Annotated in this window: 26 protein-coding genes and 1 pseudogene; 10 read left to right on the forward strand and 17 right to left on the reverse strand. The window is 46.4% G+C overall.

Annotated elements, in window-relative coordinates:
* The first annotated feature begins 115 nt into the window (after positions 1 to 115).
* Complete coding sequence (locus Q0307_RS12985) at positions 116 to 679, forward strand: DUF2058 domain-containing protein (RefSeq protein ID WP_298661206.1); 564 nt, start codon at positions 116 to 118, stop codon at positions 677 to 679.
* A 37-nt stretch (positions 680 to 716) separates the two neighbouring features.
* Complete coding sequence (gene ubiB, locus Q0307_RS12990; RefSeq protein ID WP_298661207.1) at positions 717 to 2,381, forward strand: ubiquinone biosynthesis regulatory protein kinase UbiB; 1,665 nt, start codon at positions 717 to 719, stop codon at positions 2,379 to 2,381.
* Here ubiB and Q0307_RS12995 read toward each other — a convergent pair.
* The 15 genes and pseudogenes from Q0307_RS12995 to Q0307_RS13065 all read right to left on the reverse strand — a co-directional run bounded on the left by Q0307_RS12995 (position 2,378) and on the right by Q0307_RS13065 (position 11,759).
* Positions 2,378 to 2,605 carry a hypothetical protein gene (locus tag Q0307_RS12995; RefSeq protein ID WP_298661208.1) on the reverse strand — a complete coding sequence of 76 codons (228 nt, stop codon included), beginning with the start codon at positions 2,603 to 2,605 and terminating at the stop codon, positions 2,378 to 2,380. The genes ubiB and Q0307_RS12995 overlap by 4 nt on opposite strands.
* A complete protein-coding gene (locus Q0307_RS13000; RefSeq protein WP_298661209.1) occupies positions 2,572 to 2,853 on the reverse strand; it encodes a hypothetical protein in 282 nt (93 codons plus the stop codon). Before Q0307_RS13000 ends, Q0307_RS12995 begins: the two co-directional genes overlap by 34 nt.
* A gap of 37 nt (positions 2,854 to 2,890) precedes the next feature.
* Entirely contained in the window at positions 2,891 to 3,202 is a 312-nt protein-coding gene (locus tag Q0307_RS13005) for a hypothetical protein (protein ID WP_298661210.1), read from the reverse strand.
* Positions 3,203 to 3,367: 165 nt separating this feature from the next.
* Positions 3,368 to 3,979: an urease accessory protein UreG gene (gene ureG, locus Q0307_RS13010; RefSeq protein ID WP_298661211.1), complete on the reverse strand. Its 612-nt coding sequence runs from the start codon at positions 3,977 to 3,979 to the stop codon at positions 3,368 to 3,370.
* Between the two features lie 17 nt (positions 3,980 to 3,996).
* Entirely contained in the window at positions 3,997 to 4,725 is a 729-nt protein-coding gene (locus Q0307_RS13015; RefSeq protein ID WP_298661212.1) for an urease accessory protein UreF, read from the reverse strand.
* On the reverse strand, positions 4,664 to 5,143 hold the full coding sequence (gene ureE / locus Q0307_RS13020; RefSeq protein WP_298661213.1) for an urease accessory protein UreE: 480 nt from the start codon (positions 5,141 to 5,143) through the stop codon (positions 4,664 to 4,666). The genes Q0307_RS13015 and ureE overlap by 62 nt, the downstream gene beginning before the upstream one ends.
* Before the next feature lie 160 nt (positions 5,144 to 5,303).
* Positions 5,304 to 5,786, reverse strand: coding sequence for a TspO/MBR family protein (locus Q0307_RS13025; RefSeq protein ID WP_298661214.1), 483 nt, complete (start codon positions 5,784 to 5,786; stop codon positions 5,304 to 5,306).
* 38 nt (positions 5,787 to 5,824) lie between these two features.
* On the reverse strand, positions 5,825 to 6,745 hold the full coding sequence (locus Q0307_RS13030) for a diacylglycerol kinase family protein (protein ID WP_298661215.1): 921 nt from the start codon (positions 6,743 to 6,745) through the stop codon (positions 5,825 to 5,827).
* Positions 6,746 to 6,762: 17 nt separating this feature from the next.
* Positions 6,763 to 7,575, reverse strand: coding sequence for a metallophosphoesterase (locus Q0307_RS13035; RefSeq protein ID WP_298661216.1), 813 nt, complete (start codon positions 7,573 to 7,575; stop codon positions 6,763 to 6,765).
* 203 nt (positions 7,576 to 7,778) lie between these two features.
* Positions 7,779 to 8,018, reverse strand: a pseudogene (locus Q0307_RS13040) (Uma2 family endonuclease); the annotation flags it as partial.
* Positions 8,019 to 8,275: 257 nt separating this feature from the next.
* The gene (gene ureC, locus Q0307_RS13045; protein WP_298661217.1) at positions 8,276 to 9,979 is read right to left on the reverse strand and encodes an urease subunit alpha; all 1,704 of its coding nucleotides are present in this window, start codon (positions 9,977 to 9,979) and stop codon (positions 8,276 to 8,278) included.
* Positions 9,979 to 10,284 carry an urease subunit beta gene (locus Q0307_RS13050; RefSeq protein ID WP_298661218.1) on the reverse strand — a complete coding sequence of 102 codons (306 nt, stop codon included), beginning with the start codon at positions 10,282 to 10,284 and terminating at the stop codon, positions 9,979 to 9,981. The genes ureC and Q0307_RS13050 overlap by 1 nt, the downstream gene beginning before the upstream one ends.
* A 105-nt stretch (positions 10,285 to 10,389) precedes the next feature.
* Positions 10,390 to 10,692: an urease subunit gamma gene (gene ureA, locus Q0307_RS13055; protein ID WP_298661219.1), complete on the reverse strand. Its 303-nt coding sequence runs from the start codon at positions 10,690 to 10,692 to the stop codon at positions 10,390 to 10,392.
* An 11-nt stretch (positions 10,693 to 10,703) separates the two neighbouring features.
* Positions 10,704 to 11,546, reverse strand: a complete 843-nt coding sequence (locus Q0307_RS13060; protein WP_298661220.1) for an urease accessory protein UreD — start codon at positions 11,544 to 11,546, stop codon at positions 10,704 to 10,706.
* Positions 11,547 to 11,759, reverse strand: a complete 213-nt coding sequence (locus Q0307_RS13065) for a hypothetical protein (RefSeq protein WP_298661221.1) — start codon at positions 11,757 to 11,759, stop codon at positions 11,547 to 11,549.
* Between the two features lie 361 nt (positions 11,760 to 12,120).
* Here Q0307_RS13065 and Q0307_RS13070 point away from each other — a divergent pair, with 361 nt between their 5' ends.
* The 6 genes from Q0307_RS13070 (at position 12,121) to Q0307_RS13095 (ending at position 16,830) form a co-directional block, all read left to right on the forward strand.
* Positions 12,121 to 12,444, forward strand: coding sequence for a hypothetical protein (locus Q0307_RS13070; protein ID WP_298661222.1), 324 nt, complete (start codon positions 12,121 to 12,123; stop codon positions 12,442 to 12,444).
* A gap of 113 nt (positions 12,445 to 12,557) precedes the next feature.
* Positions 12,558 to 13,706 carry an alpha-hydroxy acid oxidase gene (locus Q0307_RS13075; RefSeq protein WP_298661223.1) on the forward strand — a complete coding sequence of 383 codons (1,149 nt, stop codon included), beginning with the start codon at positions 12,558 to 12,560 and terminating at the stop codon, positions 13,704 to 13,706.
* 75 nt (positions 13,707 to 13,781) lie between these two features.
* On the forward strand, positions 13,782 to 14,030 hold the full coding sequence (locus Q0307_RS13080; RefSeq protein ID WP_298661224.1) for an Lrp/AsnC ligand binding domain-containing protein: 249 nt from the start codon (positions 13,782 to 13,784) through the stop codon (positions 14,028 to 14,030).
* A gap of 39 nt (positions 14,031 to 14,069) precedes the next feature.
* Positions 14,070 to 14,564, forward strand: coding sequence for a heme-degrading domain-containing protein (locus tag Q0307_RS13085; protein ID WP_298661225.1), 495 nt, complete (start codon positions 14,070 to 14,072; stop codon positions 14,562 to 14,564).
* An 80-nt stretch (positions 14,565 to 14,644) separates the two neighbouring features.
* Complete coding sequence (locus Q0307_RS13090) at positions 14,645 to 15,646, forward strand: Gfo/Idh/MocA family oxidoreductase (RefSeq protein WP_298661226.1); 1,002 nt, start codon at positions 14,645 to 14,647, stop codon at positions 15,644 to 15,646.
* A complete protein-coding gene (locus Q0307_RS13095; protein ID WP_298661227.1) occupies positions 15,643 to 16,830 on the forward strand; it encodes an AGE family epimerase/isomerase in 1,188 nt (395 codons plus the stop codon). The genes Q0307_RS13090 and Q0307_RS13095 overlap by 4 nt, the downstream gene beginning before the upstream one ends.
* Here Q0307_RS13095 and Q0307_RS13100 read toward each other — a convergent pair.
* Complete coding sequence (locus Q0307_RS13100; RefSeq protein WP_298661228.1) at positions 16,827 to 17,648, reverse strand: hypothetical protein; 822 nt, start codon at positions 17,646 to 17,648, stop codon at positions 16,827 to 16,829. The genes Q0307_RS13095 and Q0307_RS13100 overlap by 4 nt on opposite strands.
* A 132-nt stretch (positions 17,649 to 17,780) precedes the next feature.
* Between Q0307_RS13100 and Q0307_RS13105 the strand changes: the two genes are divergently transcribed.
* Complete coding sequence (locus tag Q0307_RS13105; RefSeq protein ID WP_298661229.1) at positions 17,781 to 18,194, forward strand: DUF1877 family protein; 414 nt, start codon at positions 17,781 to 17,783, stop codon at positions 18,192 to 18,194.
* 71 nt (positions 18,195 to 18,265) lie between these two features.
* Complete coding sequence (cobB, locus tag Q0307_RS13110) at positions 18,266 to 18,988, forward strand: Sir2 family NAD+-dependent deacetylase (RefSeq protein ID WP_298661261.1); 723 nt, start codon at positions 18,266 to 18,268, stop codon at positions 18,986 to 18,988.
* On the opposite strand, the gene Q0307_RS13115 is transcribed toward cobB, so the two are convergent.
* Positions 18,981 to 19,379, reverse strand: a complete 399-nt coding sequence (locus tag Q0307_RS13115) for a MerR family DNA-binding transcriptional regulator (RefSeq protein WP_298661230.1) — start codon at positions 19,377 to 19,379, stop codon at positions 18,981 to 18,983. The genes cobB and Q0307_RS13115 overlap by 8 nt on opposite strands.
* Between the last annotated feature and the right edge of the window lie 15 nt (positions 19,380 to 19,394).

Consider the following 19,394-nt stretch of genomic DNA (forward strand, 5'->3'; position numbering starts at 1 on the left):
GAAATTACAGATTGTCTATCCCTGAAATAGCATCAGTGCATTGTAAATTAACCTCCCCCCCCCCTAAGCAATGCTATACTACTCGCCTCTTTCAGCAGTGGTGGATACTAAAACCATGACTTCCTTAAAAGACCAACTTCTCAAAGCTGGTTTGATTGATCAAGCGAAAGCGGAAAAAGCCGCCCGCGAGGAGCGGAAAAACGCACATCAAAAAACCGCGAAGGCCCAAAAAGAAGCCAAGCGCACGGGCGAGGTGAAAGTGGATGAAGCTAAGTTACTCGCTGAAAAAGCCTTACAAGAACAAGCAGAGCGTTCCAAACAGCTCAATCGCCAGCAGCGTGAGCAAGCCGAGCAGAAAGCCATTCAAGCCCAGATTCGCCAACTCATCGAAATGAATCGGATTGACCGCAGACAAGGCGAAATCAGCTATCAGTTTGCCGATCAGAACAAGATCAAAAAAATCTTCGTGACTGAATTACTACAAGATCGTCTAGCCTATGGCATGATCGCTATTGTGCGCCTTGGTGATGGTTATGAACTCGTGCCCCGTGTCGTGGCTGAAAAAATCGTGCAGCGTGATACAAGTGCTGTCGTGGTCTTGAATGTGAATAAAAACCCGACTCCTGCTGAAGAAGATCCTTACGCAGCCTATCAAATTCCTGATGATTTAATGTGGTAAGTCACTAAGCCCTTTTGCCACTTACCCAACGGTAGCTATGAAATCCATCACTCGCTTATTGCGCCTTTGGACTATTCAACGCGTCTTCATCCGGCATGGTCTGGATGAACTCGTGCTGAGTATTCCATTGTTCCGTCCGGTTGCCTTTATCTATCATCTCTTGCCGTGGAATTGGAAGCGTAAAAACCAAGATTTAGGGCCACGTGGTGAACGTATTCGTTTATCTCTAGAAGCATTAGGGCCGATTTTTATTAAATTTGGGCAAATGCTTTCTACGCGTCGCGATTTAATGCCGGATGATATTGCAAGCGAACTGACACGCTTACAAGATCGGGTTCCACCCTTTTCGAGTATTGAAGCTCGACAGTTAATCGAGAAAGCTTATGGACGCCCAGTCACCGAAGTTTTCCAACGCTTTGAAACCGACCCACTAGCCTCCGCCTCGATTGCTCAAGTACATGCAGCCCAACTTTGGGATGGCAAAGAAGTGGTGGTCAAAGTGCTACGTCCGGGGATTGAGAAGATTATTCGCCAAGATATTGAAGTTATGTATCTCTTGGCGGAATTAGTGCAACGTTATTGGAAAGATGCCCGCCGTTTGCGCCCCGTCGAAATTGTGGCCGAATACGAGAAAACGATTTTCGACGAACTCGATTTAATGCGTGAAGCGGCCAATGCTAGCCAAGTACGACGCAATTTTGAAAGCAATCCGGTGCTATACGTGCCTGAAGTTTACTGGAATTACACGCATACCAATGTGATGGTGATGGAGCGGATTTATGGTATTCCGGTGGGCGATATTCAGCGCCTAAAAGATTTGGGGATAAACTTTAAGCGTTTAGGCGAGCTAGGGGTTGAGGTCTTTTTCACCCAAGTCTTCCGCCACAACTTCTTTCACGCGGATATGCATCCGGGGAATATTTTTGTAGATGCCACTCACCCACATGAACCGCAATATATGGCGGTCGATTTCGGGATTGTCGGGACACTCACCCCAGAAGATAAGCGTTATTTAGCTGAAAACTTCTATGCTTTTTTCAACCGTGATTATAAACGAGTGGCTGAATTACACGTAGAATCAGGCTGGGTTCCAGCCAATACCCGTGTTGACGAATTTGAATCGGCGATTCGCTCAGTATGTGAGCCTATTTTTAACTTACCTATTAAAGATATTTCCTTTGGGAATTTTTTACTGCGTTTATTCCAAACCGCACGCCGCTTTAATATGGAAGTGCAACCGCAACTTGTCTTACTGCAAAAGACCTTATTGAATATCGAAGGTTTAGGACGGCAACTGTATCCTGATTTAGATTTATGGTCGACGGCCAAACCCTTTATTGAGCGTTGGATGGATGAGCAAGTGGGTGTGCGGGCACTATTGAATGGCGTAAAAGTTAATCTTCCTAAATTACTGGAAAATCTACCTTATATGCCAAACCTACTGCATGACGTCCTCAAACAAAGCGCCCAACACCAAATGAAATTACAATGGGAGTCTAAGCAACTAGAAACCTTACAAAAAAAATTACAGAGCACTCAGCTAAAAACTCAATTTATTATTGCAGGTGGTAGTTTATTGGTAGGCGGTGCTTTATTTAATACCAGTTCTTATATCAATCAAGATTCTGGATTATTTTTAACTACTGGCAGTTTAGCACTCATTGGCTTGGGTTTAATCCTATATGGATTACTCAAGCGTTAAAGGTATTTTCGTGCTAACTCAACACCTAGAGCATAGATGCCATTTGTCATTTTTTGATCTTTTTTAACGAGTTGATAAAAAATAAATCCACTGGCTAAACCTAAACCTACGCTTGTCCAAGGATGTTGGCGCAAGGGTTCTAAATAATCGATTTGCTCCGCTTTAGCGCGGACTAAAGCTTTTGCTTCGGCTACACTTTGCGGTTTAATTGTAGCGCGTACCATATAACACCTCCGGTTAATCCGAAACCTAAGACAGCAGTCACTAAAAAGACTATCGGTACTTCCCAATACTGCACCAGAAAATTGTAAAAAGCAGCCATTAGCAACAATAGACTGCCTAAAGCTAAAAACGCAGCTATCATCATTAACAGAGATACCGCCAAGGTTTTTAAAACCTTTTGCTTAAACAGGCGACCTTCCGCTTCAGCTAAGTCAAATAAACTAATTACTGTTTCTGTTAATGCTTTCATCACTACGCTACTCGTCTAATTAGTTAAGCACTAGAAGTTAGTTTCGTCCACCTAATAAGCGAGAAAGCACAAACCCAACGCCAAATGCAATAGCAATACTAGCCACTGGATTAGCTTTTACATAGGTTTCAACTTGGGCTAAGCCATCCGACCCAACGGCTTGTACTTGCTGAGCTTTTTTGAGAGCAGCATCTTTGTAATCTTCTACGCTGCTAGCAATCTTCTCTTGTAAATCAGCCGTTTTTTGCTCACCATTTTCTTTTAGCGTTTGCAATAAATCAGCGACTTGCGATTTTAATTTTTCGAACTCAAGCTGTACGTCAAAATCAGGGTCTTGTTGCTTTGCCATCGGTAATCTCCTTTCAACACTGATGAGTCACTCAATATACCTTACAACAAAATTAGCAAGATGCGATAAAACCTCGTAAATTCCATGCTTAATTTCAAAAAATGACTTGCATACCTAGTCATCTACTTAATGATGATCAAGTACAGACTATAGGCTAGCAATCATTCAATGCCGCGTTAACATGCCGCGTTCGACAATAAAATCAATAATCGTCTGTAATCCCTTCTTTTCCTTTAAATTAGAAAACACAAAAGGACGCTCGCCACGCATGCGTTTACTGTCCGCCTCCATCACTTCCAAAGAAGCACCTACGTAGGGAGCAAGGTCAATTTTATTAATGACAAACAAATCAGAACGAGTGATTCCTGGGCCACCTTTACGAGGAATTTTTTCACCCTCTGCCACATCAATCACGTAAATCGTTAAATCGGCTAATTCAGGGCTAAACGTTGCGGATAAATTATCCCCACCACTTTCAATAAAAATCACATCGAGTTGTGGAAAACGAATTTGTAAATCTTCGACTGCGGCTAAATTCATCGAAGCGTCTTCACGAATCGCGGTATGGGGGCAACCGCCAGTTTCTACCCCCACAATGCGTTCCACCGGTAAAGCTTCACTGCGCATTAAAAACTGGGCATCTTCTTTGGTGTAAATATCATTGGTGACTACCGCGATTTCATAGTCATCACGCATCGCTTTGCATAAAGCATCCAACAAAGCTGTTTTACCAGAACCCACTGGCCCACCGACTCCAACTCGTAAGGGATTTGACATGGTATTAAGTCCTTGATTTAAGATCTAAATAAACGAGTATACTGTGTTTCATGCCGACTACTGGCAATGGCTAAAGCCGGTAAAGCGGCTCCCATTTCTTCATCAGCAAGGTTTAAGCCTTGTTCCACAGCAGCCAAGAGTAAAGGTGTCATTTGATGCAAAACTTTCTGCCCCTGTGTCTGCCCCAGTGGAATAATCTTCACGGCGGATAAAACCAAATTTTCTAGCCAGCTCCAAACATAGCCATAAGCCGCCTGTTCTAATTGAACCTGCCAATAGCAACTCGCTAAGGCAAACGCAGCCACTTGGCTTTGACTCAACAAGGGTTTATGCGCCGCTGCTTGTGGTAGTTCTAAGGCAATTAATAAATCCGTTAAAGCACGCCCCCGATTTTTTTCCTCCAGCAATAACTCACTGGTTTCACGACTGGCATTGGAAACTGCAATCCACGACTCTACCGCTACTAAATCATCCACTTGCCAAGCCAAATACAAGCGCTTTAACAGGGGTAAATCTAAATGTGTAATGGAACTATGCAATTGGCTGCCTAACCAAGCTTGCAATGAGTTCACATCCTTAATCCAGCCCGTTTCCACCGCCCATTCAATACCTTGTGAATAGGTAAAGGAACCAATCGGTAGAGTTGGGCTAATTAAATGCATGAGGCGCAAGAGCGCCAGCGGCTCAGTCATGGTGATGCGAATGTGTATTGTGACGATGGGAATGATCATGCCCACTGGGAGCATAAGCGCCCGCTTCCGGCTCAAACCTTGCTTGCTCCACCACAACTTGTAAGCCTAAGCCCAAGAGCATGGCGTCGAGCACATGGTCATGCAGATAGCGCAAGCGGCCATCGCGAATCTCTAGGGGCACATGACGATTCCCTAAGTGATAGCAAGCGCGTGCGAACAACAAGCGATCCGTGCAATACAAACTTGATACCGTTTCCAAAGCTGCTTGGACTTGTACTAAATCCCCGTTCTCAGCTTTCAGTAAATCGCCATGCTGTAAGCTGACACCGCGCACCAAAAATAAGCCTGCATCCTCCCCCTGATCTAAAGTCACTTTTTGGCGACTAACAATGCGCCGCTCATAGGGCAAAGTCAGGGTATGTTTCGGAACATCGCTGGTTTGTGCGGCAAGAACTTCAATTAACTTCAGCATAGGCTAACCTGCAAAAATAGGGTTGCTAGCTAATCAGCAGATTTCATGCCAAGCGGCTAACCTAGAAATAGCCGCTAATCTGCACTAAAATAGCGAATATGCGATTTAATGAGGCCAAATTCGCACTTTTTCAGCGCAGCCTATCCACCACTGAAACAACTTATAAGAAACTAGGATTAAGTTGCCACACAGTAAAATTCAGCACCGCAGCAAAGCTCACCCAAGCGAAATAAGGCACTAGTAAAGTACCCGCAAGCTTATTGATCCGCCAAAAGTTAATTAAAGTCGCGAACAGTAAGAACCACAGTAATAGGATCACCGCAAAAGCGAAGCCGCCTTGATGCCAAGCGAAAAAAGCCCAGCTCCATAAAGCATTCACCGCTAACTGAACTAGATAAAGTCCTAAAGCCATGCACGCTGTGCCTAGCCAGCCACGCTCCCGCCAAACTAACCAAGCAGAGATCGCCATTAATAAATAGAGAACTGACCAGACTGGTCCAAACACTGAGGGTGGTGGTGCCCAACTCGGCAAAGTCAGACTTTGATAAAAGCTCGGTGCACTCGCTGAACCCCAAGCACCTATACTAGCAGCCACTAAAGTAATCAATAACCAACCTAATAACCCAATGATTTGCTGGAGCATGATGCACCTCGCTGTTCGCTTAAAATCTTGAGTGTAGGCTATTCTCTTGCACTTGAACCGGTTGATGGCGTAACTACAAGCAATGCATTCGGGACATAGCGGTATTTTAAAGGTGTGGTTTGCAAAGTTAATTCACCATCTAAAGCTACATAAATGCTGCGCTTATGCTGGCTATTATTGATCACAACTTGCTCAACTAACTGACTAGCCACATTTTCCAATTTAGTGGCTGGCTCCAGACCACGGAACATCACATTGAAAATCAATTGGGTCAACGACCAATAGGTCGTCGTTTTGACAATCAATAGGTGGAGGACATTTTGGCTGGTCGCGTGTACCGCCCCTAAACCTGAAAAACTCATATCGCGCTCACGCACACCAATAAAAATTAGCGGCGAATGGTTTTTGTTGCCATCCACATACATGCGCCCACTGCGCAAACGCAGTAAAATTTTAAAACCAGCACAAATACTCGCTAAGCGATAGCTCATTCTTCTTTCATACAACTCGCGCGCACGCACAAAATGCACATAAGCACCTACCGAGCTAGTATTCAAAAACACATCCTGATTCACAGAACCCACATCCACTTCCGTCACTTGGGGGCTAGTAAACGCCAAATCAAGTGCTGCATTCAACTCGATGGGGAGCTGCCAATTGTGCGCGAAATGATTCAGCGTTCCGCCTGCCACCACCGCCATCGCCGTTGCTGAGCCCATCAAAATTGAGGCGGCTAAAGCCAAAGTCCCATCGCCCCCACAAACCAAAACACGCGGCGTACCTGCTGCTATTTCTGTTTGTAAGGCTACCCGCAACTTATCTGGGGTAATCTGGTGAATGATTAAGCGCTTTTGTTTACGTAATTGCTCCAGCAAAGCAGATGCACTTCCCGCATGAGGATTGATAAACAGAGGTAAGCGTTCGGGTAGGTTTTGCAGATCTTGGGTTTGAATTTGCATAAGCTTTAATCTCACTCCTAAACCGAATTAAGCCCAGTAGTTTGCTGCCACACTCCATTGTTGTGCCGAAACTGACGCCGTTCGGCGAGTTGAAATTCACTGCCCTGCCAAGTCATAAACTCCACACTAAGCTGCTGACGATCACCTTTAATCACATTGAAACTATTAGCTTGTCCCTCAACTAAGCGGCTAGAAAAGGTCGTGCCTGCATGCACAATCAATACACCTTGCAGAATTTGCGTATAGGATCGATGCACATGCCCACTGAGAATTAAATCTACTCCTGCGAAATGAAAGGCTTCCAACGCCTGATCACGATGCTTAACTAGATCCCGATATGCAGACAGCTGCGGCAACCAAAAGGGATGATGAGCCACTACCAATCTTAAATCCTGCTCAGGCGTAACGGCTAATTTAGCTTGTACTTCTTTGATTTGCTTGTGGCTAATCTGCCCACGTGACCAATCAAAATAAAAGCCAGCCGCACGCGCAGTATTCACCCCAACCACTACATAACCAGCCTGTTTGAGCACCGGCTCCGTTGCTGGACTAATATACTTTTCCCACTTTTTCCACGGATTAAAAAAACGCTCCGTTAAATCTGTGGCCGACATATCATGATTGCCGGGAATGGTAAAATACGGCCATTGTAACTGCGCTAGAAACTGCTGAGCTGCAATATATTCCTCAGCGGTCGCGCGCTGGGTTAAATCCCCACTAATAATCACCAAATCAGGCCGAAGCACTGCTGCCTGCTTAAACCAAGCAGCAATCACTTCTGCTTGCTCGCGGCCAAAATGCAGGTCGGAAATATGAACAAACGTAGGCATAAGTGGTTAGTTGCTTACTAAAAATTAAGCTTAGTTATAGCGGTCCTAGCGCGGGGATGTATATTCAGCTAAATGCCTACGATGAAAACTCCATCGCTTTAAAGCAGACTGGTCAAGTAGGCGACCACTCCCTATGCTAGAAATGCATCAAACTTTGCTCTAAAAGAAGCGTGCGTTTTTGGGGTTGAGCTAGTGCGGTTGATTCAACTCAAAAAGCCCCATTCAATCATTAGCTCGGGGAAGAGTGCCACTGGGCTAGCTTCATCTAATTTGAATAACTCCGGCTTGCCATACTGCCCTTGTGCATCCAAGAGATAAATCATTACCCAAGCCTCCGTCGGCTGCACCATCCAGTATTCACGTACACCCACTTTTTCATAGAGATTACGTTTGGTGTGCATGTCTTTGAAGGTGGTTGAGGGTGAAAGTACTTCAATAATCCAATCGGGTGCGCCATGGCAACCTACATTAACGAATTTTTATCAGCAAAGACAATATATCTAAGCGATCATCCATGTTCTAGCCCCTAATTTGATAAAACTAATAAAGAACAGAACTCCTAATTTTTCACTGATGCCATAACCTCAGCACAACCAAAAGAAATACTTAATTCGCGCTAGTCTTCACTGCGACTTTGTTTGCAGTTCAGGTCAATTTTTTAATATCTAACACTGCACGACTTTATGCAAATGGATAACCATCAGAATAGAAAATACCTCTGCGCCAGTGGCAACTCTGTCGCTGGCTCACACACCAACAACTCCCCATCCGCCCTCACCTGATACGTCTGCGAATCTACTTCAATCACGGGTTGGTAGTCGTTGTGAATCATGCTGGCTTTGCTGATGGTGCGGCAGTTTTTCACCACCCCAATCAGGCTTTGCAGCCCCAATTGCTGATGCACACCGGCGTTGTATCCCGCTTGGGAAAGGAAGGTCATGGTGGTGGCGTGTTGTGCCTTGCCGAATGCGCCGAACATGCGGCGGTAATGCACAGGTTGCGGGGTAGGAATCGAGGCGTTCGGGTCGCCCATCGGTGCAGCGATGATCAGGCCGCCTTTGATAATGAGGCTCGGTTTTGCGCCGAAAAACGCCGGTTTCCACAGCACTAAATCGGCGAGTTTACCCACTTCGACCGAGCCGACTTCGTGCGCGACACCGTGGGTAATCGCGGGGTTAATGGTGTATTTGGCGATGTAACGTTTGGCGCGGAAATTGTCGTGCGCAGCAGGATCAGTGCCGAGGCTGCCGCGTTGGGTTTTCATTTTGTGCGCGGTTTGCCAAGTGCGGGTAATCACTTCGCCCACCCGCCCCATTGCTTGCGAATCGGATGAAATCATCGAAAACGCGCCAAGGTCGTGCAAAATGTCCTCAGCGGCAATGGTTTCGCGGCGAATACGGCTTTCGGCGAAGGCAACGTCTTCGGCAATCGACGGCGACAGGTGGTGGCAAACCATCAGCATGTCGAGGTGTTCGTCGACCGTGTTAATGGTGTACGGGCGCGTCGGGTTGGTCGACGATGGCAGAATATTCGCCTGCCCTGCGGCTTTGATAATGTCGGGAGCATGTCCGCCGCCCGCCCCTTCGGTATGGTAGGTGTGGATCACGCGCCCTTTCATTGCCGCCAACGTGTCTTCGAGGAAACCGGATTCGTTCAGTGTGTCGGTGTGAATGGCGACTTGCACGTCCATTTCATCCGCCACCGTCAGGCAGTTATCAATCGCCGCTGGGGTTGTGCCCCAGTCTTCGTGCAGTTTTAAACCAATCGCCCCCGCAGTGACTTGTTCGCGTAACGGGTCGGGCAAACTGACGTTACCTTTTCCCAAGAAACCGAGGTTCATGGGTAAACTGTCAGCCGCTTCCAACATGCGGTGCATGTTCCAAATCCCCGGCGTACACGTCGTGGCACTCGTCCCCGCCGCAGGCCCCGTACCACCGCCAATCATGGTGGTAACGCCCGACATGAGCGCGTCGTCGATTTGTTGCGGGCAAATGAAGTGGATGTGCGTATCAATCCCGCCAGCGGTGATAATGTGACCTTCGCCCGCGATGGCTTCCGTACCCGCGCCAACCAGAATGTTCACGCCCGCTTGCGTGTCAGGATTGCCCGCCTTGCCAATGCCGACAATGCGCCCGTGTTTAATGCCAATGTCGGCTTTGACGATGCCCCAATGATCCAAAATCAACGCATTGGTAATCACCACATCGACGACTTCGGCATCATTGCGCTGGCATTGCCCCATGCCGTCGCGGATGACTTTGCCTCCGCCGAATTTGACTTCATCGCCGTACACGGTGTGGTCGTGTTCGACTTCGATAATGAGGGCGGTGTCACCCAAGCGCACGCGGTCGCCCGTGGTAGGGCCGTACATTTCAGCGTAAGCCTGTCTGCTAATCCGTGCCATTACAATGCCCCCATGATTTTGCCTTGGAAACCGTAGACTTCGCGTGTGCCAGCGAGTGCTACCAATTCGACCTCGCGGGTTTGCCCCGGCTCGAAACGTACCGCTGTTCCGGCGGGGATATTGAGGCGAAAACCGCGTGTAGCGGCGCGTGCAAACTGCAAGGCATTATTGGTTTCAAAGAAATGGTAATGCGAACCGACTTGAATCGGGCGGTCGCCGGTATTGGCAACGGTGAGGGTGAGGGTTTCGCGTCCAGCATTGAGTTCGATGTCACCGTCGGCGGGGAAGAGTTGTCCGGGGATCATAAAATTAGCTCCTTAGAAAGAAACCCCTCCCAACCTCCCCTTATCAGGGGAGGAGAAGATTTAGCCCATTCCCTGATAAGGGGAGGGGTTGGGGAGGGGTTTTCTTCAAATAATCGGGTCATGTACTGTCACCAGTTTTGTACCATCGGGGAAAATGGCTTCGACTTGCACGTCGTGGATCATTTCCGCAATACCATCCATCACGTCATCGCGGGTGAGCAAAGTACGCCCATAATCCATCATTTCGGCGACGGAACGCCCATCGCGTGCGCCTTCCATAATCGCGCAACTGATGTAGGCAATCGCTTCGGGGTAATTGAGTTTTACGCCACGCGCTTTGCGGCGTTCTGCCAGCAATCCGGCGGTGAAGAGCATGAGCTTGTCTTTTTCGCGGGGGGTGAGTTCCATCGTTGTGTTCCTTAAGTATTCCAGATGCGCGGCGGTGTCGTGGGTTTACCCATGACAGCGGGGCGTAAGGTTTGCCAAGCACTGCGCAATAACCGGTGCGCTTGTTCGGTGCTGTTACCCAAATAACGCAATATCAATACGCCATTCAACAGCGTGACACCCGCTGTACCCATTGCAAGGTTTTCGCAGACGTTCTCACACAAGGGGCGTAGGTTTTCTAACAGCGTGTTATCGGCATTCGTGGCGAATAAAGTGGCAACGACGGGCTGTGAACGCAATCCAGCGGCGAGCTGCAAATCCCCTTCCCCATTGATCACTAAACGATCTAACACCAGCGGTTTGTTATCGCGGTACAGCGCGGTTTTGAAAATGGCTTTACCCGTAGCGAAAGTTTCGCCAATCACCGGACGACCCAAACAGTGCACTTCCCAACCGATGTATTGCGCTTCGCCGGATAAATGCACCTCGGTGGTGAGCAAAAAATTAGCATTGGGAAAAAAGATATTTTCCTGCGGCAACCATTCCAAACAGCCATCGGTGATGTGGAAATGCTGGTGTTGCGTGGCCTGCATTCCAGCAGAGCGGTAAAATTTAGTCGCGCCCGGCGTGGTTAATAAGGCACGCGCATTGGCTCCAACCGTGAAATGCAGATGTAACTCATCTCCACCCACCACACCACCAGGTGGGTGCAATACATAAGCGTGGCAGATCTCAGCTTCGGGATAAAACGGGCGCTGAACTGCTAAAGGGCCACGTTGATAGCGACTCGCTAAGATTGTTTTATCAGAGCGTTTAGCAAACTGCAGTTTTAGCTCAGCTTGCCAGCCTGTTTGTGCAGATTCTGCCGCTAACATCTATTTGCGGTTGCGCTTAAAGTTGACACGCTTTGCGGAAAACATTTTACGTACAATCAGATATAAACTAGCTGCTAAGACAATAGAAATACTGGTATGGATTAATGCATGTACTAGCTCACTTTCAGTTTCAATATGAGGAATCAAACTCGTGTGGGCATAGACACCACTACTTAGAAACAAGCTGGTTAGCAATAGATAGACAGTTCGCATGGCAAGTATCCTGAAAATTAGCCTAGTGCTTGCACGGCAACTTCCATGCCAAATGTCAGGTAGCGTTTCACCAGACAGTTTGCAAAGTCATTAAACTACACATACAGAAATTTAGCTAAAATTTATGCACTAAAATTATTCAAATTAAAATGCATAAGCTTTTTTATGGTGCACAGCCTAAAACAGCTTATAATAAGTGCTTTGCTGCGCATCAACTGAAACCTTGACAAGAACCTGAATGCCCCCTATAGAGCTAGGGAGTATTTTTCTGCTAAGATTTAGCTAATATAAGAAAGCTCTTTACTCATGCTCTTCCAGCAGTGCATACCCCACTTAATTCGTTAACAAAGGAAGTATTCATATGAAAATCCGTCAGATGGTCTTAGCTTTATCAGTATCTGTACTCGCGTTCTCTTCTAGTGCCTTTGCAGAAACCTTTTATGTAGGCGCTAATGGTGGTCCTTTGTATGGTACTTATGGCTGTGTCATGGCTGCGAATGAAACACCTTATAGTGAATGTGCTGCTAAAACTGAACCGGCTAAACCAGTAGAAGCACCGAAACCAGCACCAGCGCCGGTAAAAGTCATTACTGATTGCAAACAATGTGCGGCTAAAAAACAATCGCGTCCTGCTGGCAAACCTACTAAAAAAGCAGCCAAAAAAATGGCTAAAAAGAAAAAATAAGCTAAAAGTCTAAGTACTTTTACTTGCATAACGGAAAGCCTGAGACGACTTTCCGTTAGCTGGCTCTAAACTACTAAGCCCGTTACACTGCAAAGCCGTTTGGGAGAACTTAGATGAGCATTCAGCATTGTTATAATTTCCAAGACTTCCGTCGCTTAGCTAAACGGCGCTTACCTACCCCACTCTTTCACTATATTGATGGTGCTGCCGAAAATGAATGGACAGCCACCCGTAATACCCAAAGCTTCGATACGTTCGCCCTGATTCCCAATGCTTTAGCAGATCTCTCCAAACTTGATATCTCCACCCGTTTATTCGGGCGCAAGCTTAGTATGCCGTTATTTTGTGCACCGACGGCGATGACGCGTTTATTTCACTATGAAGGCGAATATGCAGTAGCTCGTGCAGCAGCTAAAGCTGAAACGCTGTATAGCTTATCTACGCTTTCCACCGTCAGCATTGAGGAGATTGGTAAACTTAGCGACCAACCCAAAATGTTTCAGATCTATATTCACAAAGATCGCGGACTAACTCGTGAATTTATCGAGCGTTGTAAAGCGGCAAATTTTGATGCTCTATGTTTGACTGTGGATACCTTAGTGACTGGCAATCGTGAGCGCGATTTGCACACCGGATTAGTGATGCCACCACGGTTAACCCTAAAAAGTTTATTCAGCTTTGTATTGCACCCACACTGGTCTTTGAACTATCTGATGCATGACAAGTTTGAACTCGCTAATGTCAAAAAGCGCATGCAAAACAGTAAAGATCTGCTCTCAGTCATGTCTTATGTACATCAACAATTTGACCGTTCTGTTGTCTGGAAAGATGCCGAAGACATTATTCAGCAATGGGGCAAACCGTTCGCGATTAAAGGGATTCTTTCAGTCAACGATGCCAAACGTGCCGCTGATATTGGCGCTAGCGCAGTGATGCTCTCAAATCATGGTGGGCGGCAATTAGATGGCTGTGCCGCTCCGTTTGATGTGTTGCCTGCAGTGGCTGATGCGGTCGCAGATCGTTTAGAAATTATTCTTGATGGTGGCGTGCAACGTGGTTCACAGGTTTTAAAAGCACTTGCTTTAGGCGCTAAAGCTTGCTCAATCGGGCGTGGTTACTTATTTCCACTAACAGCGGGCGGACAAGCAGGCGTAGAAAGGGCTTTAGATTTATTTCGCAAGGAAATTGAACGCAATATGATCTTGATGGGTTGTGCGTCTTTGAACGATCTCAGCCCAGCTCATTTAATACGGGTCGTTTGAATTCAGCTTGACGATTTCCTGCTTAGGCTATTCTTGCTACAGTAGCTAGATTGATTTAGCTAAGAGACTTCCGCTATGACTACTTTAACCACTTGTGTTTTTGTGCAATTACGCTGCAAACCCGGCAAAGGCTATGCAGTAGCCGACGAAATTTTTGAGCGTGAAATTGTCTCGGAATTGTATTCGACCAGTGGTGAATGGGATTTGCTAATGAAAATTTACATCCCTGAAGAAGAGGATATTGGTAAATATATCAATGACCATATTTTAAATATTGAGCATATTGAACGCTCGTTGACGACCCTGACGTTTAAAGCTTTTTAAACGCAAATTTGAACCTAATTAGAAAAATAAGCCGCCATTATGATGACTATTGAACAAGATATTGCACAGATTGTGCGCCAAGAGCAGCGTTTGCAATTCACGCAATTTGATGCTGAAACCGCATGGACTATAGGTTCACGCTTACGCCAGCTCGCGAAAGAACGTAATTTGAGTATTGTGATTGATATTCAAGTGAATGAGCATCAACTTTTTCATGTCGCGCTGCCCGGTGTGACGCCCAATAATGCGGATTGGGTACGGCGTAAGCGTAATCTAGTACAGCATTATCACTGCAGCTCTTACCTAATGAAATTACGTTTACAACACCAAAAAGCGGGTTTAGAAGACAAAACCGGCTTAAATACCCGCGACTTAGCCGCAGCCGGTGGTTGTTTTCCGATTCTACTTAAAGGTACAGGCTGCATTGGTACTATTACTGTTTCTGGTTTGCCACAACGTGAAGATCATAATCTAGTGGTCAGTGTGCTTGCGGAATATTTGCAACTACCTTTGCCAGAATTAGCTTTAAGCTAACTATATTAGTTACGTTGTTTTTGCTATACCTAGTCTAGCACCCTAAACAAACTTCATACCACCACAGTAAGGAACCTGCTATGACTATTGGCTTCGGCTTTATTGGCGCAAGTGACATTGCCAAAAACAAAATGCTCGCTGCCATTCGCAACACCCCTAATTGTGAGGTGGTTTCCGTTTATAGCAGTAACCTTGAGCGCGGGCGGGCTTATGCTGCGGAAACCTTTATTCCACATGCAGCTAGCTCTTTAGAAGACCTCCTCTCGAATCCAGCCGTGAATGCGGTTTATATCAGCACTACCAATGAACTTCACTATCCACAAACCTTAGCGGCTGCTCAAGCGGGTAAGCACGTACTTTGTGAAAAACCCTTAGCGATGTCACTGACTGAAGCTCAAGCAATGCAGGCCGCTTGCCAAACAGCCAGTGTCGTCTTTGCGACTAATCATCATCTGCGTAATGCCCAAGCCCATCACAAAATGCGCGAACTCATCGCAGCCGGTGCGATTGGCAAACCAATTGCGGCACGAGTATTTCATGCAGTGTATTTGCGCGAAGCTTTGCAAGGCTGGCGTTTAGATAAGCCAGAAGCAGGGGCTGGAGTAGTCTTGGATATTGTCGTACATGATGTTGATACTCTGCGCTTTGTCCTTCAAGCCGACCCGACGGAAGTCGTAAGTTTATCCCAGCAGTTTGGAATGAGTGCTGGCATGATTGAAGATGGTTCGATGGCGGTATTTCGCTTTGATAACGGCGTGATTGCCCAAGTCCATACCGCCTTTACAGTACCCTATGCTGGGAATGGCTTTGAGGTTCATGGTACGGAAGGTTCTTTAATTGCAAAAAATGTCATGCATCCTGCTGCCCAACCAGAGGTTTTATTACGTACAGCACGCGGTGATCACCTGTTAGAGCTTACAGCGAATGAAGTGTATAACATCGGTGTTGAGCGTTTTGTAGCCGCTATCCAAGGTCAAGGCACACCTGCCGCTAGTGGTGAAGATGGAATATGGTCTTTAGCGGGCGCATTAGCTTGTTTAGAATCTGCGCGAACTGGGCAAAAAGTAGCGATTAACTTATGAATAAGCATCCTGATTTCTACTGCCGTGAATTTCTAGAGCAGCATATCCGCAAAACTCTGCAATTTTATCAACCGACGGTCTTTGATCCTGCGGGTGGCTTTTATCACTTTTTTCGGGATGATGGCAGCGTCTACCACGAAAGCACCCGACATTTAGTCAGTAGCACGCGTTTTGTATTTAATTACGCGATGGCTACGCGCTATTTTGCCGATTTAGATTATAGCGATTGGGTTAGGCATGGCTTGGCTTACCTCGAAACAGTACACCGCCAACCTGCTACCGGCGGTTATGCTTGGCTCTTGGAAAACGGCAAAGCTACTGACACGACCAATCACTGCTATGGTTTAGCCTTTGTGATTGTAGCGGGAGCCACCGCTTTATTAGCAGGCGTTGAAGAAGGTCGCACCAGCCTTGACAAGGCTTGGCAACTATTAGAACGCTATTATTGGGATGAAACTCACGGTTTATATCGCGATGAAACCAACGCCGATTTTAGTGTGATTAGCCCCTATCGTGGGCAAAATGCCAATATGCACGCTTTCGAAGCACTGCTCTGGGCTTATGAAGCGACCCAAGAGCAACACTTTTTACAGCGGGCAGTACGTTTAGCCGATTCAGTAAGCAACAAACTAGCGGGGCAAGCGCAAGGTTTAATTTGGGAACATTACGATGCCAATTGGCAAATTGATTGGCAATACAATCTAGATAATCCTAAACACCTATTCAGACCTTGGGGCTTTCAACCCGGTCATCAAACAGAATGGGCCAAACTCCTACTCATTCTCCATCGGCATCAGCCTGCAGCTTGGCAACTCAACCGCGCAGAAGCTTTATTCAACCAAGCCTTAGAACGTGCTTGGGATCAGGAGTATGGGGGTATCTGCTATGGTTTTGCCCCCGATGGCTCAATCTGTGATGGAGATAAATACTTCTGGGTGCAAGCCGAAAGCTTTGCAGCCGCCGCACTCTTAGCACAAGCGACTAACAAGCCAATTTATCGAGCATGGTATGAACGGATTTGGGACTACAGTTGGCAATATCTGATCGATCATCAATACGGCGCTTGGTTTCGCATTCTCACCCGTGACAATCAAAAGTATGATGAGTACAAATCACCCGCTGGTAAAACCGACTACCATACGATGGGCGCTTGCTATGAAGTGTTACGCTCTGGCTTAGTTTAAAAGTGGTAGTCAATCCACCAACGGCTAGTCTGTGCGGGAGCCACGATGGTTTGAAAAAATGGCTCCCAAGAAAAGGTCTGTTGATTCCCCCAAATCGGCAAATAACTCGGCACATAGGAAGAAGTAGCACCAATCAAACCTAATTGATCATGACGCTGCAAAATACTCAAGGGCTGCTGCGCTTGAAGATCTAAGGGTAAATAAAAACCTTGTTGCGTTGGCTGAGCTTTTCTCTGAATAAAGCCGTTCGCTGCTAACTCGTAACCCGGATTATCTGCCCTCAATTGCACAGGGATATTGAACTGACACAACTCGGCTGAAACTTGCGGCTGTGGAAAAAAAGGATGCGGAAACCAACTAGTCGGAATAAAAGCTTTACCTTGATTCGTAATAGCCGTGTGCGAGCGTAGCGTGCGACCATTTAAAGACAGAGTACGCACTAACTGCAGCGTATAATCCGCAAAACTCTGCTCAGTCGTGAAAATAAGCTGCTGTTCTTGGCTCTCGACCTGCCAATGACAAAAAGCCTTGACCTGCTTATTGATTAAATCACAGAGACCTACGCCAATAATTAAAACCTCACTGTCATCTTGAGTCGAGGTGCGTAAGGGTGTCCAATTAAAAGCATCAGGTATACCTTGCCCATCGAACCAATTAAAACTATCAGGATAAGTCGGGCCTGAAAGTAGATTGCCATGTTGTTCATCTAAAACTTGATAAATATAGCCACCTGTGCAGTAGCGTATGCCGAACTTATTGCGGTCGTTAATCGGGTCTAGGACTTCAATTTGTAAATTGGCATTAGTTAGCAAATACATTAGGGTTGCTCCTCATCCACTACTTAGTTTTAATCCACCTAGTTGCCCCAGCCTTTTATCATAATTTATTCTTTTTAGGCAGCAAGCTTAGCTATGCTCAGCAACTCTAACCCATGACAACAGGAACTCTCTATGAGTTTAGGTGGTGATTTTTACGCACTCTCTGACCAGCAACTAGAAGATTTATTGGATGGCGCTTTAGGCTTAGCCTTTCTTTATAATGAATTAGAGGAACAGCCACGTGAATGTTATGCAGGGGCAGAACAGGCTTGGTATGAGCTAACTCAAATTTTGGGAGCCATCATGAGCGACTATTCTGAGCACACCGATGCGATTCCTGAAATGAGTCAATACACTTGGGCAGATGATGTGCCAAAACTTGCAGAGCAACTGGCCTGCGTGGATGAAGCCCATATCGAAAGCAGCTATAAGGGTGATGAAATGGAAACCGATTTGGCAACGCTCAAAGTCTATATTCAAGAAGTCGTTAGCCTCTATCAACGGGCTGCAAAAAATGGCGATGCCGTCCTATTTAGAGTGACCTAAGATTCTGACCCTTATAGGGTGCTTTAGCTTGCCACTAAACATGCTAAAGTAGTTGCTCATTTATAATTCAAATACTAGTTATGACTTCTATTAAAGCACCCTCTATTGTTATTCTCACTGGCGCAGGTATTTCGGCTGAATCGGGTATCCAAACCTTCCGCGCCTCTGACGGCCTTTGGCACAACCATCGCATTGAAGAAGTCGCCACACCAGAAGGTTTTGCCCAAAATCCAAGCCTCGTGCATGAATTTTATAATGCACGGCGGAAGCAACTCCATGATCCCGCTATTCAACCCAATGCAGCCCATCTAGCTTTAGCCCGTTTAGAGCGAAACTACCCGGGAAAAGTGCTGCTAGTAACGCAAAATGTTGACAACTTGCACGAACGTGCTGGCAGTAAACAACTGATTCATATGCATGGCGAATTAAATAAGATTCATTGCCAACAAACTGGACAGGTATATAACTGGGATCGCGACTTAAGTACTACGAGTACCTGTCAATGCTGTCATCAAGCAGGCAACCTACGTCCGCATATTGTCTGGTTTGGTGAAATGCCCCTGCAAATGGAAGAGATTTATCGGGCACTAATGGCTTGTGGTTTGTTTATTTCCATTGGGACTTCGGGGCAAGTGTACCCTGCTGCTGGCTTTGTGCAAATTGCCCAACAAGCAGGCGCACGTACTGTGGAGTTGAACCTAGACCCCACTAGCAATAGCGCAATGTTTGATGAATCTTTGAATGGCACCGCTAGTCAGTTAGTACCTAGTTATGTAGATCAACTACTTAGCTAGCTTTAGCTCGCTCCAAATCGGCTAAAGTCGAACGCGCTTTATCCGCAATTCGATCAATTTCCGCTAAAGTGATTTCAATATCGCGGCGTTGGGCAAGTAAAATATCCCGACGCTCTTGGAGCTTTTCCAATAGGCGTTTAAGCTGTTTCTTTTCATCCCGACCCGTATTGTCATACATATCGATCAGTTCTTTAACTTCAGCTAGGCTCATGCCTAAGCCTTTACCGCGAATCGCTAGGCGCAAACGAACCCGATCACGCTCAACATAAATGCGCTTATTCCCTTCACGTTTGGGCGCAACAATACCTAATTCTTCATATAAACGAATAGTGCGTGGCGTGACTGCATGCTCTTTGGCTAAGTCGGAGATAGTGTAAGTTTTCTGTTCCATGCTGAAATTCTTCCA

Source organism: uncultured Thiothrix sp., assembly GCF_937873765.1.
Lineage (GTDB): Bacteria > Pseudomonadota > Gammaproteobacteria > Thiotrichales > Thiotrichaceae > Thiolinea.